We start from the raw sequence: 21966 nt of genomic DNA on the forward strand, positions 1-21966 counted from the left end.
AATAAAAACGACAATTTAAAGATTTTTATATTTCAGATAAAATTATGGCGAGTATTACCTCACCATAATTTATATATTTTTTTTATTTAATGATCACTTGATACACGACGGTTCCGCTTTCGCCAGGATTAAGTGCTCCTGTCATTTCCCAACGAACTTCGCCTTGATAACCAGCTCCATTGGTACCATGTGGTGTTTGCTCACTACAGGTTAAACTAGCTGGCAAACTACCTGACGTACAATCAATTGCTTGGTTCAACTCTGTGTATTCAGGTGTAGTATCAAATACCGTCACTTCAGTGATTGGCCCACTACCCACATTGGTAAATTCAACAGTATACTCAAGCACTTCACCTGGACGGCCTTGGTTGCTGGTCGTTACTCCCGTACCTTGAGTGATATTTTCAACTGTCTTATTGAGTTTCAACTCACCCGCACCAGCAAAGGTGGCACGAACAGTATCTGTATCTACTACCTGTCGAGTAATTCCGTGACCCGTAGCAGCACTATCATCAAACGTCATATCCGCTTGAATATCATAGTGATATAGAGCATTTAATGGCGCATCAGCTGGTACAAAGACTTTGCTGATAAGACAAATACTGCTGTCACCACTTACCGCAACTGGATTAACAATCTGGCTATCAGCACCATCTATAACACCATTACAATCATTGTCTTGGTAGAGTATGGCACTCCAACCATCATTAGCAGGCTCTGCGGAAATATTCATCACAGTAAAGTTAACGCTACCGGCAGTTTCAGAGGTGAATTTATGGCTAAAGAAAACCCCTTTACCAGGCTCAGTCTCAGTAAAGTTATCTGGCTCCATGCGAGGCTCTTTAACCTTACCAAAGTTCAAGCCAGTCAAATAATCACCAGCAGCGGCGTTAACCAACATTTGACTATCAACAACACTGCTGTTGGTTATTTGAGTAAGTGCCGAAACATCTGATTCACTAATATCAATCCAGTCTGCTTGTTTCACCACTTCCAAGATAAGATCTTCATCAGCAAGTGAAACTGGAACAACAAGCAAGTAACCACCATCACCAGATGTTATTGTTGTCGCAACTACATCACCAGTAGCATACCCACCAGCCCCCGTTCCATTATAGATAGCTCGAACCACCACATTACCAATACCTTCTTCACTGCCATCAAAGACGCCATCATGGGCTGCTGTTGCACCTCCCACTCCATTATCTTCAAAGACAAAGCCACTTAGTACAATTTGATTAATAAGTTCAAATTGATAATCTTCAACCTCACCATCCTGCGCTTCACCTGTTGGTGTATTACAGGTTGTTGCCGTACTACATAGGCGGAAGCGAGCAAAGGTATCACCGTTGTAACCTGCGGTCAGGCCTGCATCCAAATTAAAATCAAGGTTGGTTGAAGTGGCACTGATCACTTGGTCTTCAATAATCAATTCACCCACATCAGCAAAATCACCATCACCATTGAGATCAATAAATACATTCAAGAAGCCCGTTGCTTGTGGAACCGAAACGGTAACTGGTGTTGACGTTGCAACCGTAATGCTTGCTGGTAACGTCACGCCATCTTCATCATCAGAGGCTTGAATGTCATCACCTGTAGCATCGGCAGAGAACTGGCTAACAAACTCGCTATCCCAATTAGCACCTAATGTGAGGTCTTGGTCACCATCTAGGGCTGGATCTCCATCATTACCGGTATCAGAATAATTATGGAAAGCATCACCGTAAGAGACAGGAGCATCACCGTAGTCTCGTGCGTAGTAACAACCAGCGGCATCATTGCCTTGAATCGACACATCAATACCTTCGGTTACAAACATCAACTCGCCAGTAATCACATTAAGTTGATACACTGCAGTCTTATCAATCAGATCATGTGCATTATCACCATCAGTGTCGTGATCACCACCATTCGCAAAGGCATAAAGCATAATGCCATCATCCATAACGGTACCACCTGAGCCTGCTACACCAGTATTGGCAACAGGTAACAAACCATTAAAGTTAACAGGATTTGTTGTTACAGCGCCAGTTGTTGGGTTAATCTGGACAAAGTTACCTCCAGGCAAGTCAATGCCATATAACATGCCATCATTCGAGCTGAAGGAGAAGTCGCCACCAATAGTTGGAGTTGAAGATAATGTAATCGTGGTAAAGGTCTGGGTATTTAAATCAATACGAACAAGTGAGTCCCAATTACCATTCATCACATAGAGATATTGACCATCAGGAGATACATCACCTCTAACAGGAAACGCAATATTAGTGCCACTGCCTGTACGAGAGAATATTTGATTATTATTGAAGGTTGCTGATCCATTAGCAGAATGAGTCAACGTTTGTGAACCATCGGCTCTAATTGTGCCAAGAGAGACAAACTCAGTACCATCGCGATCTGTAACAAACAGCATAATATTGTCATCGGCACTACTACCATCAATAAACAATCCATAGAACAGACCATTGAGACGGTTAAAGCCAACAGCATTATAGTTTTCTGCATTTGGATAACCGTTTACCGTAATTGGACTCACAATATTATTGAGCTGAGCTGGATTTGTGGTTGGATCAAATTCGGCAAAATCATAACCACTGACATTATCGCCTTTGGTTTCGATAACAATATCACAGGTATTATCACCATTTAGGCTCGAAACAAGCACACGATAATCTTCGATTTCCCCATCAGGAGCAGGGCCAATTGGATCTGGAGCCCCATCCCCATCTGAATCAAGAGGCGTACTAGTTCCCGTATTAAACTCAGAACTTAGGCGCAGACGATAACCAACCACACTATTACTAATATTTGGTCCTGTTGTTCCTACATTATTCCAAGTTAATGTCGCTGATGTTGCACCATTTGGTACTATTACCCATGCACTTTCATCAGTATCAAATGAACCACTGTTATCAAAGTCGATCCAACCAGATAAGTATGCATCACTGCCTGTAGTGTTTACCACTGGCACAGTTTGCGTCACTGTTGAGCTTGATACATCGGCAGTAATAAGAGCACTTAATACATCTTCATCATCAGGGGCTGTACCCACATTATCATCACCAGCATAATCGGCATCGGGCTGACCATCGTTTTCATTATCCGCCGCAACTGCACCTATATATAGTCCAGTTTCTTCAGTCAAATGACGAGGACCATTATTTACCAATGTTGTTGGATAACCAGCTGTTTCTGGCGCGTCACCAAAATCTAATGGTAATGGCGCAAAGCGACAGCGAGCACCATCATTTTGACTGGTAGACGCATTCATTTGAGTGAAATTCACCGCACTATAACTACCTGATGGCAAGCTTGGATCTGAAATATCAATTCGAACTATGCGGCCTGGATTTGGATTTTGAGATGCATAGAAGAAACCTTGATCATCAAAGTATACAGCCCCCCATCCTGTTCCTGTTTCACCATTAATACCAACGTACCCTAAGTTAGTTCGAGCTCCGGTTACAGGATCAAACTTAACCAATGATCCCGTTGGCGTTAAGGTATATAGCATATTATCTATTGGGTTAATGGCCATATCAGCCATGGTTGGAGCAGAAACAGTTACTTCACCTATTTGCTGTAAATACGTACTGCTATTTGGATTAACATCAATACGATACATACTTGTACCACCACTGTTAATTAGCAGTAGAACACCGTTATCATCAATATCACCGCTGTTATAATTATCAATTGTCATTGTGCTACCTGTAATTGGCAGCACGAACGCTGAACCAGCACCATCAACCATCAAAACAGTATCTTTGTTTCGAATATTATCGCCAATCAAGGTGTTAGTAATGAAGTTATAACCTGTACCACCAAACACGCCAGTTGCACTTGGAAGGACATCATCATATAGCGGTGTCACTGTACCCATAGCAAGATTGATACTCGTAATATCAGTTGGAGAATTTCGTAACAAATACCCGTCACTACTACAGGTAGGGAATGTTGTAATAGTAAAGTCAGCAAAATTCACATCACTAACATCAGCGGTTAACGAAACAGTCTGTACATTTGGTGAACTTGAATGAACATTAGCAGGATCGCCAATCGTAGCCCCCACATAACCGCCAGAACTCGGATCTAATGTACCAATTGTTGGAGGGCATGTTGGGTTAACAAGATCAGTCTCAAGGGCTGCTTCATATACCTCATAACTGCCGCCTGGTATTGTCATTGAATATGCACCGGTTGTTGCATCTGCGGTTGCCACAAAACACTCATTAGTCGTGGCGTTATAAGCAATCACTGGAACCGCAATACCTAATCCAGCTTCACCAACATCTTTAATTCCATTTACAGTTGGAGCTGTGCTGCTGTCATCAAAGACAAAACCAGATAGTTCGAAACTACATACTGCAGGTTCTGTTGGTAGCGTTGAAGAGTTAATCACTTGCCCATCACCACCAGCATCACCACAAAGTAACGACCCTGTACAACTTGCATTACCCCCACTAACATTGGCTGAGGCGCCTGAGCTATTAAAGATTGCAGCACCACCACCACCACCAGCAGACTGTCCATGACCGCCCGATGATGTCGCACCATTACCACCAACCGTATTCACTGTTAACGACGATAATGAAGCCCCATCTTTGTTATAAACAAGCACTGAACCACCGGCACCACCACCACCCGGGCTATCCCCCCCCGCATTTGGCGAAGTATTACCATTAGCGTTAATCGTACCAGTACCTGTTACTGTATTGGCTGTGATGTAGACAATACCACCACCATCAGCACCATCTCGGCCAACTGCATTATTTTCTTGACCTGCGCCACCTCCGCCACCAAGAGTTAAGCGTGTTGGATCAGCCAGTCCAATACCCGTTCCAGGCTCACCTGGATAAAAACTGGTTGAATTAGCATAGTAACCACCTCGACCACCAGGTCCAACGTTGGCACCACCACCACCGCCAGAGTTATAGTTACCACCACCGCCGGCGTTAGCAGGAGCACCGATACCGTAGTCACCATCGCTATAACCAAGACCACCAAGACTAACTGGCGTTCCGGCAACACCTTCACCTTTACCACCATCAATATTGGTCGCTGACATTACATAATTAAGGCCAGTCGCTATACCATTACCTGTGTTGAGTGTACCGCCGCGGAAGCCCTTACCGTTAACATCGATCGTATTGCCATTGAGATCTAAGGTGCCATTAACATAAATCGAGACAATACCACCACTAGAGCCATCCCAATCTGAAGCGGTAATGGTTCCAGTTAAACGAGCATCTTCATACATAGGCACACGAACAACTTGGAAGGAACTATTACCATCAGAAGTAAAGCTATTGGTGAGATTTTCACTAAGCGTCAATGTTGGGTCAGCAAAACTAGCAACAGTGGCAAATTCGTATTGACCTGTAGTACCGTAATCAATCCAACCACTGCCATAGCCCCCCGCGACACCGCTACCATAGCTATCTGTATTGGTTGTATCGATCGAGGCATTTTGCATCTGAATGATCATCACTCGATCACCAGGATTTAAAGTCTCTGTAGTATTACCAGTCGCCGTACCTAAGGTCAGTACATTGGTACCGGCTAGAGCATTTGCCGTGGCTGGATAGTAAGTATTTACCGTTCCTGTAATATCAATTGGCGTACCCGATGTACCTTCAATGTTGCCTGTATTGAGACACTGGGCAATCACAACAGCAGGAGTAATTGGCTGAATCGGCCCTTTTAAAATAGGAATTTGATGATCTTCAACCTCTCCATTAACCGCGGTGCCGTTATAGTCACTTGCTGTTAACGTTTCAGTTGTGATTCTCAAGCGCATATAGGTTTCTGTTGCAATCGTACTGGTATTGATCAATGAGAAGCTGAGTAATGCCGAACCATCTGTTCCTGCATCAGCATCGGTACAAGACGCTTGCGCAAATTCACCGCTATCAGCAAAATCACCATCAGCATTGAAATCGACCCAAGCATATACGTTAGCACCAAGATCTGTAGTTCCATCATGATCGTTACAAATTACATCTTGAGAGAAATCGGTTGCACCCTGAGATAAGAAGCCGGGAGCGGATATACCATCCTCATCATCACTCCCTGTTGTATCGTCATCGGTTGCATCGCCATTATCATCGGTACCATCTCCGAAACCATCCGTATCACCATCACCAATAGTTGCTCCCAAGCTTAACGTCGTATTGCCTAAGCGATGACGAGCTCCATTACTGGTAAACAGTGTGTTGTAACCTAAAGCTTCAGGTGCATCGCCATAGTCATATGCCACATCCAAAATGATACGGTGATCTTCAACTTCACCATCGGTTGCTACATCATGCGGAGTTGAACAAGTTGTCGCAGTTGAACAAATTCGAACTCGTAAGTAGCTACCACCATCAAGAACATTATCAGGCGTGGTGAAATCAAGAGAAATATCGGTACCATTATCAGTACTGGTAATGCTCACTGGCGTTGCAGCTTCTGTCGCTACATCAAAGACACCATCACGATTGAAGTCCAACCAACCATATACAGTGGCATCCACATCCGTATTAACGCGAATCGTTAACGACTCAGTACTACCTGGTTCCGCCATGATAGAAGCAGGAATAGTCACGCCATCTTCATCTTCAACACCTGCTAGATCATCATCTTGCGCTAAACCATTATCATCAACCCCATCCACAAAACCATTGGCTTCAGCATCGGTTGCAACGGCACCTAAGAAAATAGTCGCACTTGGTGTGTGCATAGGTCCTACACCTTCTCCACTGGCATCGGTTCTATCTGTACCATAAGTATCAGGCGCATCACCAAGGTCAAAGGTTCCCATCACAATAAGGTGATCTTCAACCTCACCATTGTTAGCAACACCTCCAATTGAAGCGGCAGTGATCGCATCTGTTGTGATACGAATACGGGCATAAGTTACCCCTGCAGTTAAACCACTTAACCCAGTCCAGTTGAAGACAAACTGCCCTTCACTGGTAGCATCAGGAACTGTCGTCACTTGTGCTTCACTGGTTTCAAATGTGCCGCTCTTATCAAAGTCAATCCACACAATTAAGTTCGCAATTGAACCCGTTGTATTTGATGCTTCCACCGTTAGGCTGTAATCGGTCGCATTAATATTAATTGGCGAAATAACGTTGACACCATCTTCATCATCAGGCGAGGCATTCTCATCATCACCATTAGCTGTCGCACTTGGTAAGCCATCAGGTTCACCATCACTGGCTTGATCACCCACAAATAGAGTCGCATCGCCATAGTGGAACGGACCACCACTGCCCGCTAGGGTCAAATAGGTATCTGGAGCATCGGCAAAATCGACATTATCGGAAACCGTAATGGCATAGCCTTCAACCTCACCATTGGCCGCTTCACCAATTGGCGAACTACAGTCAGTGACTGAATTACAGATTCTAAAGCGAACATAAATAGTATCGCCATTAGTAATACTTGAAGTAATTGGCCACGTGAGAACTTTAACGGTATCCGTTTCGCCATCAGGTACCGTAACAGTTTGCATTTCAGAGGCTTCTAAATCGCCATTTTGATTCCAATCAGCCCAAGCATACAAATTACCGTCAGAGCCTGTAGTATTGGTTGTGGTGACACGCATTGAGTATTGAGTTGCTGTACTAGATAGCGGTAATACTTCAACACCATCATCCGTATCGCCATTAGCAGCAACGGTCGCATAGGCATCGGTTTCACCATCCGGTGCCGTTCCCATATAGATAGTGGCACCCAGTTGGTGACGAGGACCATCAAACTGGAAAGCTGTAATGTAGTTGCCTGTACCAATTCCTGTACCAGTATCTGGTAAATCACCAAAATCTAATTCTACATTTGAACAACTGCCGTTTACATTCGCATCATCAGCTAACCAATTGTTACGAGCTAAGAAAGCGGTTTGATCTTCATAGTAGTCATAAACGAAATCCATCAGATCTTGGTAAGGCGTTAAGTTGCCTGATACATAGTTTGGTGTGAAATAAAATTGACGCTCACCGGAACCAACCCAAGGGCCGGTATGAGAACGAGGATACTCATACCCTCCTGTAGTTGTTGGCTCATATGGAATTAACCAGGCCATAGCATCCACGTTGTTACAAGAACCCGTTACCGTTGGTAGAGTATAAATTACGCTTCGATGATCAATACCAGTAATGGTTGATAAGGTTCCTGTGGTTGAAACTGTCGCTTGAGTTGACAGTGCACCTGGACCATCAGATGGATGGAAACGCGGTAAGGTTGTTGGGCCACTGTAGCCGGCAAAACCTGTAGCAGAAGTACCAGGGAAGCCAACCTGCTGCCCCATATAAGCATTAATGCGAGTGGTAGTGGCATCGACAAAGGTGTCACCCTCAACAAGAGAAAGTAATACACCACCTTGATTACGATAATCCAGTAAGGCATCAATTTCAGCAGTCGTATCTGGACTTGTACCACCTGCTAAATCTGATTGATAAAGAATAAACTGGTAATCACGTAACGTGAAATCGGTCGTAATATTATCGGTTGGAACCAAAATATCGTAAGTTACATAACCAGCACCATAATTATTCTCCATCAAGGCAACCGTGTTATTGGCTACATTAGGCAGAGTATATTCAATGGCTCCTGAGTCTTGTTGGATTAACATATGGAAGGTGACTTTATGATAATGGTCTTCTATCTCACCATCTGTTGCTCCACCTTGTGAGCGCTCATCCACAGTAGTAGCGCCATTATCGGTTAGCGTATCAGTAGTTAGACGCATACGCACATAAGTATCACCAACATTACCACCTTCACCGTTAGATAAGTTGGTCCACTCTACCGCAATCGGTAAATCGGAAACCCCATCCGGTACGGCCACACTGGTATACTCATCGACTTGGAATTCACCATCTAAGTCATGATCCACCCAAGCATGTAACGTCGCCGCACTACCAGAAGTATTGGTTACCGTTGTGGTGTATGACCAATTGATCATTGATGGTGATAAGACTGGGAATGCAGGTGTTGCTTCATCTGCCGTACCATTATTATCATCACCGTCTGCAGCTGTATTTGGCTGTCCATCAACATCTGCATCTGGTGCTACGGCTCCAATATAGAGATCTGTTGATGGAACATGATTTGCACCATTATTTGTACTTAGCGTGAAGTAATTATCTGGTGCATCACCCCAATCTTGACTGGTTAATACAGCGATTCTAAAGTCTTCCACTTCACCTGTAGTTGCCACACCGCCTGGATTTGCTCCAGTTAAGCCATCAGTTGTCGGCATCAAACGAGCACGACCGAAATAATATCCTGCCGTTGGAGTTAAACCACTCCAAGATGGGTTATAAACAGTATTCACCCCATTAGATGTTGCAGTAATAATTTGTGCTTCAGATGTATCAAATGTGCCGTTACGATCCCAATCAATCCAAACAATCAGATCTGCATCGGCTCCTGTGTTATTGAGCACATCAGCATCTAAGGTGTAACTGGTTGCACCTAATGCCAGTATAGGAAGAGTAATTCCATCTTCATCTGCAGTCGCTGTAATATCATCCAATTGTGCATCTAAACTACCATCAGCATCTTCGCCGTCGGTGGTTGCGGTACCTAGACGCAATGTTGTACTGATTGGATGAATTGGACCACCGTCAGCAAAACGAACTAAATAGGAATCTGGTGCATCACCACCATCGTATCTCACACTATCACTGAGTAAATAATGATCTTCGACTTCACCATTAGATACACCACCAAATGAACGCGGATCTTCATTCGTTCCAGTTACCGTATCAGCTAACAGTTCAGAGGTGATACGAACACGCATATATCGATTCTGACCCGCGGATAGTCCTGTGGTTGCAAGCCAATCTAACTCAATTGGACTATTCGTTAGCCCCGTAGGAACAATAACCGCGCCTCCTGTTGCTGTACCATTACCAACGAACTCGTCGCGATCAAATCGACCATTACCATCGAAATCGACCCAAGCATAAATGTAAGCATCACTACCCGTATTGTTAGTTACCATGGCATTGGCACTGTAACTACCTTGGGTTGTTGTTAATGGCGGTAAAACTAAACCATCTTCATCATCGGTTGCAGTGATATCGTCACCCGTTGCTTGCAATACAATAGTTGGGGATTGAGCATCATTATCAGCATCAGGCAATGTGCCTATAAAGAGATCGGTATCAATACCATGGAATGGGCCAGAATCGGACTGTGTTGTACGATAATTATTCGCTCCCACATTAGCCGCCTCATCTGGCGCATCACCATAATCAAACTCACCAACAAAGACCATATAGTCTTCTACTTCACCATCGAGCGCTTGCCCTGCCCAATCATTTGCCGTGAGGTCGGTGAGATAACTTAAACGGATACGCAATGCCATAGAGCCGTTAGTAAGACCAGATAAACCGTTCCAAGTTAATACTGCAGTCTTATTTCCATTAAAGTATGGAATGTTATCAACACTAAATGGCGTATCACCTGTACCGTCATAGTTAATTGCAGATACCACTTCTGAAGCGCTAAATTGCCCATCTTGATTGGTATCCAACCATGCAACTAAAGTGGCTGGATTACTTGCCAGCTCAGAATTACGTAGAGTCAAGGTCACACTGTAAGAGGTTGCCGTTGTTGCAATATTAGCAAGAGGTTGTGGTAGACCATTTTCATCATCGCTACCGTTTAAGTCATCGCCTGAAGCATCACTGCTTGGTTGACCATCTGTATCGGCATCTATAGTTGCCGTTCCTAAATAGACGGTAGCACTATTACTACGACCATGGAATGGACCATCACTACTGCTCAAGGTTTGATAGGTATCAGGTGCATCACCCATGTCTTGATCGCCAATATAAATTCGATGATCTTCGACTTCACCATCACTGGCACCAAATAGAGAACGAGTGTCTTCGGCAGCACCAGTATTGAGATTAACCAATTCATCGGTCGTCAAACGGAAACGGGTTAACGTAAAGCCTGCTGCAATACCGGTAAAGCTATCCCAAGTTAAGTCAACAGACCCATTCGTGCCTGTCGGTACTACCAGCTCAGCAACCTCATCACTACCAAACTGGCCATTACGATCCCAATCAATCCAACCGTATAAAGTAGCATCTTGCCCCGTATTGTTGGTTACATCTACCGCAACCGTATAACTAGTTGGTACGGGTGAATTATCAAGCGCTCGAAGCGTTACTCCATCTTCATCATCGCTACCGGTAGTATCGTCACCATCAGAAGTTGTTATTGCGCTACTTAGATTGGCATTGGCTTCACTGTCTGGCACACCTGCACCAATATATAAATTGTTGTTAATCACATGATATGGACCATCATCTTCAATACGAGAACGGTAATCACCAGCCCCCGTAGCAGTACCTGCGGCACCATCTTCGGCGTCACCAAAATCTAAATCACCGATATAGATCACATGATCTTCTACTTCCCCATTGTCTGCCGGGCCACCCCAGTCATTTGCCGTTAACGTTGAGTTGGTTAAACGCAAACGCATATAAGTGCTGCCTGCGGTTAAGCCACTGATACCTGTCCACGTCAATTCTGTTGTGGGTGTCGTTTGCGCACTGGTATTGGTTGATGTTGCAATCGCAGTTAGCTCAGCAAACTCACCAGCATCAGCAAAATCACCATCTTGGTTAAAATCAATCCAACCATATAAATTAGCGTCACTACCCGTTAGGTTATAGAGCGGAATACCTACTGTATAAGAGGTATCAGCAACGGCTAAGATTGGGAATGGCGTTAAATCATCAGCATTTTCATCATCAACACCATCTGCATCATCGCCTGTTGCCCCATCTGTTGGTTGCCCATCATCATCATGAGCATTGTCGTGGGTAGCATCACGAATATAGAGATTAGCATTATTGTGAATATGGTAAGGACCGCCACTGGTATATAAGGTGTCATAAGAGTCAGGCGCATCACCTGCATCATAGGTTTCAACACGAATATAGTAATCTTCAACTTCACCATCACTGGCCCCACCAAACGAGCGGGGATCTTCATTTGCCGTGCCTACTTGGGTATCTGCCAATAAATCTGAAGTGAAACGAATACGAATATAAACATCCGTTCCTGTTGCAATGCCAGGGAAAGAGTTCCAGCCTAGATTGGTTGTAGTATTAGTATTGCCTGTATTGATTTCACGAGGCTCTCCAGTATTACCACCAAAAAATTCATCGCGATCAAAACGGCCATTACGGTCAAAGTCGATCCATGCATACAAATATCCAGTACGGCCACTATTATTGCTAACAGTTACCGGGATATTGTAAGTGGTATTGGTATTATTGAGTGGCGGAATAAAGGCGCCATCTTCATCGTTACTGCCTGTAATATTATCGCCTTGAGCAAATGCCGTTGTTGGGTCATTGGCATCATTTTCACTATCAAGCAGTGTGCCCATCAAAATCGTATTATCAATACCATGATACGCACCATTATCACTCAGGGTTGTACGATAGTTATTGGCAGCAACACCAACACCAGTATCTCTTGCATCACCAAAGTCAAACTGCCCAACGAAAACCACGTAATCTTCTACTTCACCACCTTGAGCAATTCCGCCCCAATCGTTGGCGGTTAAGCTAGTATTGGCAACTCGGATACGAAGTCCCATAGAGCCTTGAGTTAAACCAGAGATTCCATTCCATGTTAGCGTTACTTTATTGGTGAGATTATTACTACCTGTAGGTAAATTATCGGAAGTAAAAGTTGAATTACTAAATGGTACGCCTGTCGCAACTACATTCAGCTCATCTACCACTTCATCAGCACTGAATGTGCCATCTTGGTTGGTGTCTAACCAAGCTACTAATGTCGCATCAGATCCCGATAAATTATAAACTGCTAAATCAACACTATAGCTGGTAATACTGGTTGCAACGGTCAACAATGGCTCAACTAGGCCAGTTTCATCATCAACACCAGTATTATCATCACCAAGTGCTGCGGCATCTGGAATAGCTTCATCATCGTCATCAATATTATTCGCCCCCATGTAGAGGTTACTCACATAGTAATGAGCCGGGCCACCACTTGTTGGTAAAGTGAGATAACTATCTGGTAAGTCACCAAAATCGGTATTTTCAGCCGTAACAAAGAAGTCTTCTACTTCACCGTCTTGCGCCGCACCTAATGAACGCTCATCAATGGTTGTTGTTGCATCCCCATCCGTTAATAACTCAGTAGTTAAACGTAAACGTACACCGTAAGTTCTTGCATCAACCAATGCAGTATCTGTAGTGAAAGTAACGGTATAAGTTTCAGTACCCGTACTGGCTGGAATAGTAATCACCCCATTATTCACCGCCTGAGTCAGTCCACCGCTATTAATTGATGCTTGAGCGATTTCATCACTTTCAAAGCTGCCATCACGATCCCAATCAATCCATGCATAGAGATACGCAGTAGCAGTTGAATCATTGGTTACTGTAATCTGAGTATCATAAGTATCTCCCGCATCCAGATCGGGTAGAGGGATATCTTCTAATGCATTTTCATCATTAATGTCCGTGGTGTTATCACCAGTAGCATCACTGCTTTGTGGTGTAGCCCCATCAATATCTGGCGCTACGGTTCCCAAATACAGATTTGGTTCAGCCGCAACATTATGATATGGCCCACCAAAGGTTAAATTGGTTTGATAATTGTTAGCTGCTGTGCCTGACGAAGTATCAGGTAAATCACCTAAGTCTTGACCACCAACTTGGATCATAAAATCTTCGACTTCACCATTGGATGCTCCGCCACCCACATCAGTTACGGTTAATGGATCTGTTGTTAAACGGAAACGAATAAAGGTATTGCCAACCGAAAGATTCTGCATCTGATTGGAGTCAAAGGAATAGGTATAAGCTCCATTTTGGCCGCTAGGTATCACATCCACTCGACCTTCAATCTCATCAAAGACGCCATTACGGTTACTGTCGATCCAACCAGCAAGATACGCATCACTACCCGTAGTATTACGCACTGTGAGTTCTAAACTGTGACTTGAACCGTTAACAGGAATGGAGGTTAATGGCTGACTGGTGCCATTTTCGTCATCGCTACCATTGTTGTCATCACCTAATGCATCACTGGACGCGAGGACAATACTATCGCCATCAATGGTTGAGGTACCTAAATAGAGATTGGTATTGTTGGTAATAATATGGTGAGGTCCACCAAGCAGAGGATCAACCAAATAACTGGCTGGCGCATCACCTAAGTCTTGTAAGCCAAAGAAGATACTGTGATCTTCAACCTCACCACCTGCTTCACCACCAAGAGAGGAGATATCACTGATTTGTCCAACTAAACGATTCGTTAAACGTAAACGAACAAATGAAGTCGTGTTGTTAGTTACGGCAGGTACGGATGCCCACTCTAATTCAACTGGTGTATTACTAGAACCTGTTGGAACTACGGCAATTTGCCCTTCACTATCTTCAAATTGACCATTACGGTTAAAATCAATCCATGCCACTAATGTTGCTACGCTGCCTGTTGTATTGGTTACTGGCACTGTAATCTTGTAGGAACTCATACCATTAAATAGTGGCGGTAAGGTTACTGGGCCTTCATCATCTGTGGCATCTAAGTCATCAGCAGTAGCGGTCGCATCTTGTAATGATCCATCATCAATATCTGGGGCCGTAGATCCAATATATAATCCACTCACAAATAAGTGGTATGGACCAAAATAGTTATACAGGGTTTGATAATTATTAGCCGCTGTACCCGATGAGGTATCGGGTGCATCACCAAAGTCTGGATCACCAACATAGATATAGTGATCTTCGACTTCACCATTTAGAGCAATACCGCCCCAGTCATTAGCCGTTAACGTATCAGAGGTTAAACGTAAACGCAGCGCCATATTACCTGTTGTTTGACCACTGAACCCACTCCACGTTAATTCTGTAGTTGGAGTAGTTTGTGCTGAAGTATTAGTACCGTTAACAATGCCTTCTAGTAAAGCGAATTCACCAGCATCATTAAAATCACCATCTTGGTTTAGATCCAACCAACCGTAAAGATTAGCGTTAACACCAGTACCATTATAAAGCGGTACACCAAGGGTATAAGAAGTGTCGGTTAAGGTTAGAATTGGCAACGGTACAAGAGCATCGGCATTTTCATCATCAACGCCATCATTATCATCACCATTTGCTACCGCACTCGGCTGACCATCGACATCGTGTGCATTATCATGGGTTGCATCTCGAATATACAGATTCACGTTGGTATGATAATGAGCAGGACCGCCATTAGCATAACTGGTTTGATACGATTCAGGTAAGTCACCGCCATCATAGGTATCAACACGAAGATAGTAATCTTCTACTTCACCATCACTTACACCGCCATATGAACGTGGATCTTCTGCGGTTCCCGTTGCTGAATCGGTCAACAAATCTGTCGTTAAACGAATACGAACGTAAACATCGGTGTTATTTGCGATACCAGGGAAGCTGTCCCAAATAATGTCAGTCGCAGCTTCTGTCGCCCCAGTTGCAATCGTCACAGGAGTTCCTGAGGCACCACCTGCGAATTCATCACGGTCAAATCGTCCATTGCGATCTAAATCGATCCACGCATAAAGATAGGCATCACTTCCCGTATTATTGGTAACCGTTGTTGGTACTGTATAGGTCGTCACTGAGTTATGCAGAGGTCCAACAAAAGCACCATCTTCATCATCGCCACCGAGATCTTCATCATCACCAAGAGCTAATACAGCAGGACTGTTCGCATCATTTTCAGTATCTGGAGCGGATACACCAAGATACAGATTTGGACTTAAACCATGATACGCACCAGCATCATTAAACGTCGTTCGATAGTTATTAACCGATACACCATTTCCAGTATCAGGCGCATCACCAAAGTCAAAATCACCAATAAAGACTTGGTGATCCTCTACTTCACCATTGCGCGCTATCCCACCCCAGTCGCTAGCAGTCAATGTATCGTTAGTAATACGAATACGAACAAAGGTACGACCTTGAGTTAATCCTGATATTCCAGACCATGTTAACGCCGTCGTTGGTGCGGTTTGTGATAAGGTATTAGTACCATTAACAATATTTTCAAGAGCGGCAAACTCACCGGCATCAGCAAAATCACCATCTTGGTTAAGGTCGATCCAACCATATAAGTTAGCATCGCTGCCTGTTGCGTTATAAAGTGGCACTCCTAAGGTATAAGTCGTATCTGAAACACCCAATAGTGGAATCTTAGTTAAAGAATCGGCATCTTCATCATCAGTACCGTCTAAATCATCGCCATCAGCATTTGTTGTTGGCTGCCCATCAGTATCATGGTTATTATCATGAGTGGCGCTGCGAATATACAAGTTAGCTATAGCATGGAAGTGTGAAGGGCCATTACTGGTATAAAGAGTGTCATAACTATCAGGCGCATCACCACCATCGTAAGTGTCCACTCGTAAATAGTAATCTTCCACTTCACCATCGGTTGCAACACCATATGAACGAGGATCTTCGACTGTACCGGTAACAGAATCGGTTAACAGATCCGTGGTTAAGCGAATGCGAACGTAAACATCGGTATTAACGGCAATGCCAGGGAAACTGTCCCATGTGACGTTAAAGGTTCCATCCGTTGTTCCTGTTGGAATCGTAATCGGTGTACCTGCTCCGCCACCTGCAAATTCATCACGATCAAAACCAGTTGTTCGGTCAAAATCAATCCAAGCATAGATGTAAGCATCACTACCAGTATTATTGGTAACGGTAACAGGGAGCGTATAAGAGGTTGCACTAGAGTGAAGCGGAATCAATAACACACCATCTTCATCATCGGTACCAGCAAGATCATCACCATCACTAGTTACAGCAGGTGTATTAGCATCCTGCTCAGCATCGACACCTGCACCTAAGTAGAGTTGAGGGTTAACACCGTGGCGTGCACCATCATCATTCAATAAAGTTCGTTGATTATTTGCAGCGACACCTATACCAGTATCGGGTGCATCACCAAAATCAAAACTACCAACTAAAACAAAATGATCTTCTACTTCACCATCAGGTGCAGCCCCACCCCAATCAGTATTAGCAAGACCTGCTGTGGTATAACGTAAACGAAGCGCTGCTTGGCCGTCTGTTTGTCCTGAAATTCCAGTAAATGTTAAAGTTATTGGCGAGGTTGTAGTTGTCCCAGTTGGAACCGTAACCACAGCATATTCTGTCGCTTCAAATTGATTATTTTGGTTCCAATCTAGCCAACCATAAAGATAAGCATCCCCTCCCGTATTATTACGAACAGGAACAAATACAGAGTAACTGGTTGCGTCTAAAGGAAGAATTGGCGTTGGGGTTGAGAATGCATTTTCATCGGCACTGCCTGTTGTATCATCACCATCAGCGCCAGAAGTTGGCTGACCATCGCCTTCGGTATCAATTGTCGCGCTACCAATATGGATATTTGTCGCATTACTCAAACCGTGATAAGGACCGCCACTTGTTCCTAACGTATCAAAGGTATCGGGTAAATCACCAAAATCTTGATCTGCCACCTGCAATGCATAATCTTCTACTTCACCCCCATCAACAAAACCATAAGAGCGCGGGTCTTCAACAGCACCAGCAACTGCATCGGTAAGTTGTACTGGAGATAAACGAGTACGTAGATAAACTGTTGTGTTATTGGTTAGCGGGGTAATGGTCCCCCAAATGAGAGCAGAAGTAATCGCCGTTGAGCCATCTGGGATAATAATTTCTCCCCCAGCGCCAGCACCATTTGAGATAAATTCATCTCGATCAAACTCACCATCACGATTCACATCGAGCCAAGCATAAAGATATGCATCCGCTCCTGAATTATTAGTAACCGTCGCTTGGGTTGTATAAGAAGTTGCTCCACTGGTTAATGGCAGAACTAACAAACCATCTTCATCATTGACACCATCTACATTATCACCAGATGCCGTTGTATTCTGCAGTCCATCAACTTCAGTATCGGTCGCATTTGTTCCTAAGAAGAGATCGCTATCTGTCGAGTGTCTTGGGCCATCATCAGCAAGGGTTGTACGGTAGTTTCCTGTTCCTATACCTACCCCTGTATCTGGGGCATCACCAAAATCGATACTAACAATCAGTTCACCATAATCTTCAACCTCACCATCAATACTGGCACCATTAGGAGTGTTACAATCTCCCGTAGAACAGAGACGGAATCGAGCAAATGTCGTTCCAAGTACAGCATCACTTGGAGGTGTTACTGTGTAGGTGTTAGTACCGATAGCAACTGAAGTTTCACTGACAACTTGCTCGTTAACATCATCAAAATCACCATCTTGGTTCCAATCAATCCAACCGTATAAATGGAAACTGCTGGTGGCAAAATCAGGATCTTTACCAATGGTAATATCAATATCTCTTGGTCGATTTAAAACATAAGTACCATTAGCAGTCACCCCATCTTCGTCAGCCAGATTAACAAGATTATCCCCATCAGCCATCGTTGTTGGTTGACCATCAATATCAGTATCAACCAGCAAACCTAAGAACAGATCGGGATTATTATCGGTATCATTATCGATCACCACATGGTTAGCACCACCATTAGCCCGATAGGTTTGATAATCACCTTGTCCGGTACCAACCGTGGTGTCAGGAGCATCACCCCAGTCTTTATTATCAATATCAACCGATACGTTAGCGCTAAATTCGGAGGTATCTTGCAGTTCGCCTAACCCACCCGTTGTTGTACGCTGAGCAATAACAGTAATTTCATCACCTACGTTTATGCCCGTTACCGCAAGAGAGCTATCAAATGTGGCCCCAGAGAGTGCTGTTATAGAACCTAAATAGGTCAAGCCTTCACCCGCATCTAACGAATCACTGCCAGTATCTCCGGTTCCTGCACTGGCTTTATATATTTCAAAAGTAAAGTCACCTGTAGCACACATATCACCGATAAGGCGTAAGTTTGATCCTTCTAAGAATGCATAGTTAACTTGAGGTCGAGCTAAATCATTATTAGCGCCTGTACCGGTATCGTTGTTACATAAATCGGTATTTAACGAAACGCCACTGCCTGTTGTGGCATTGTGCAAATCAATGGCGTTATCCGCATTGGCATCAAAGCTATTTTTGGTAATTAGGTAGCCTTCAATATTGGTATTACCATCGACCGAAACCCCTGAATCACCGTTATTGTGTAGGACATTACATTCAACGATGGATAACTGACCACTCTGGAAGTGAATTGCATCGCCATCAGCATTTTGAATATCATTGCTGGTAAAGGTTTGGAATAAATCGACATTAGAGGTATTACCTTGATAAATACCATCGCCTGTCGCATCCCGCATAAGATTACCAAGCACATTTAGATTTGATGGAATACCGTAACGAATATATACATTATGATAAGGCGTCGCAGTTGTTGATGTGCTTCCTAATAACTGGTTATGAATGACTTGCCAATTAACCGTACTTGATTGATTTGTTAAATTATTGAGAGATATATTGTGATGCGCGGTTTTAATGGCGTTATTACGAATAATACCGTTATCACCCGTTAACGCACCATTGCCTGAATTAGCAATCGCAATACCCGCACAACCAGATGAAGTGCCACAGGTTTCCTGACCAATAACATCATCATTACCCGCAGGATCAATACCAATTAAGTTTTGTTCAATTAAAGTATCCGTAATGCCCGCAGAATAAATATTAATACCAAGAGATCCTCCAGTTAAAGAGAGATTTCTTACGGTGGTATTATCAGCATTAATAATCAGCAATTCAGAGGCGTAAGGGCTTGATACTGTTGGCATATCTATTTGTAATTCTGGTTTAGCAAGAGCAACAATAGTCTCAACCGTACAACCATCAGCACTGCCAACTGTTTGCGATTCACTGTAATTACCCGGGTTTGAATCAACAACGGTTACCCCATCAGTATTGCTGTATGCCGTACCATCAATGGTTGTATTCGCACCATTTGTACCTGTAATGGTCGTTAAAGAAGAGGTTGGAGAAATGACCCACCAATCAGCACCAGGATCCGTATCATTAGCTGGCACACTAGGGACAAAACGCATCTCATTAGCACCGCTAAGCGTATTAGCATTGGTAATAAACTGCTGAAGTGAACCTTGTGCCGAAGTATTAGTGTTAGTTACAACATTATAAGAAAAACCAAAATCGACATTAGTTTGATTTTCAGAATCAAAAGAGAGTTCGACTTTGGTGATATGTTCTCGGGTGGTTGAATTTGTCGTTGCATCAGCTCTATCACCATCAATACCACCATAACAGGCGCCCGATGCAGTTAAAGGCGTATCTCCTGTTGCACCATCACCATTACTGTCACAAAAAGCACTGTAGTAGGTATCGCTGGCGGCATAAGTCTGCTCAGAAACTGCTGATCCCGTTGATGGCGGAGCAGTGGCAACAAAATAGGTATCAATGGGTAGTTCAGTAAAAGAGTATGCGCCAGAAGCTGTTGTCATTTGCTGCAAATAGGTATCGCCTGCACTTGGTACCCCATCGCCATCATCATCTCGATAAAGCCTTACGACCACTTCGTTTGGTGTAACACCGTCGCCCGAAATATCGCTATCACCATTTTCATCTAAATAAACCGTACCACTGATATCAAAGCAACCAATACAGAAACGATAATCTTCCACTTCACCGCTATCAACGGTGGTGGAAATATTTGAAGTGGTCAGTGCGGTATTAGCTATCCTAAACCGCGAAAAGAAATACCCGGTGTTACTTCGATCGGCAGGATCAACCGTAAAAGTCACACTACAAGTAAAATTAGAGCCTGAAGTATTGGTACAGTCTGAATTGGAAGAACCCGCAGCTGGAACACTTATCGTAATCCCTTCATCGGCTTGGAAAGAGTTATCTTGATCCCAGTCAATCCAACCAACGAACGAGCGGCTTGCTCCAGTATTATTAAACACACTGGCTGTTACCGTAACCTCTCCTGTTGCTGGATCAATTTCAGTTTGAGGGAAACCAGTAATACCGTCATCAAAGGTATCGTTATTAGCTAACGTGCTGTTTCTGTTATTCGTTTCAAAACTAACATTAGAGCCAAAACGTAAGTTTGTTCCCGTTAAATCAACATTGTGTCGAGCAACGCCATAGCTGCTTGGTGCATCGGTCGCTTCAAAGCTACAGGCATACCCCGATGTATTAACACGAATACCACCATCATCACCTGCACCACCAGAGCTTCCCCCTGTCGCCGGTGTCTGGGTACCTTCAATCTGAATACTAGTTATTGATGTCATCCATGAAGGTAGAAGAATCTGAGTGCCGTGAGGATAAGCATCAAAAGAGTTAACACCAACATTACCACCACCACTTTGAAAACTGGCGCCATTTTGAGTGCTAATATTGGCTGTATTTTGGCTATCATTTGGCGTAACTAATTGTGCAACTGTTGTTCCATTCACCTTCAATCTTATTGTGATAGACTCAGTATAATCGCCTCGGCCAGTCCACTGATTACCATTGTTCCAGCCCCAATTGGCACTAATAACTATCCGCCCACCAGAGCCCGTACCACCGACAAGGTTGGTATTGTAGACACCAATATTTCTGGTTCCCCACCCATTACCACCATCACCATCACCATCAAAATAATATTGCCCACCCGACGTGGTTGGAGAAGCATAACTTTGCGAACACTGCTGAGCCTCTGTATTTTGAGAGAACAAAAGTGATGAAAATAACAAAGCCGTGGAAAAAACAGCTTTATAGCATGAAGATACTGGTACAAACTTTCCCATTATCTCACCTCGGTGGCATTAGTTTGATTCGATGAACTCAAAATTGTTATGCAAGAATTTGTCCATTCCTAAGCAAACAAAAAAAGTCATAGATTTTATTGATCAGCACAAAGTTATGAGATCACCCCTAAAGTCTATTTGAATCGAGAGAAAGAGAATTATTAAAGATGAGACTATGAGGCTAACTTAGGGTAAGA

The 21966-nt window shown here is 43.7% G+C and carries 1 protein-coding gene; it reads right to left on the bottom strand.

What is annotated here, in order from left to right; all coding sequences use genetic code 11:
• Window positions 1–82: 82 nt before the first annotated feature.
• A complete protein-coding gene (locus tag CTN07_RS05355) occupies window positions 83–21769 on the bottom strand; it encodes a GEVED domain-containing protein (RefSeq protein WP_005304337.1) in 21687 nt (7228 codons plus the stop codon).
• Between the last annotated feature and the right edge of the window lie 197 nt (window positions 21770–21966).

The organism is Photobacterium damselae, assembly GCF_003026815.1.
Classification (GTDB): Bacteria; Pseudomonadota; Gammaproteobacteria; order Enterobacterales; family Vibrionaceae; genus Photobacterium; species Photobacterium damselae.

Bases quoted from the DNA above. Each gene is read 5' to 3' on its own strand.
- CTN07_RS05355 (WP_005304337.1), bottom strand. From the start codon at position 21,769: ATGGGAAAGTTTGTACCAGTATCTTCATGCTATAAAGCTGTTTTTTCC.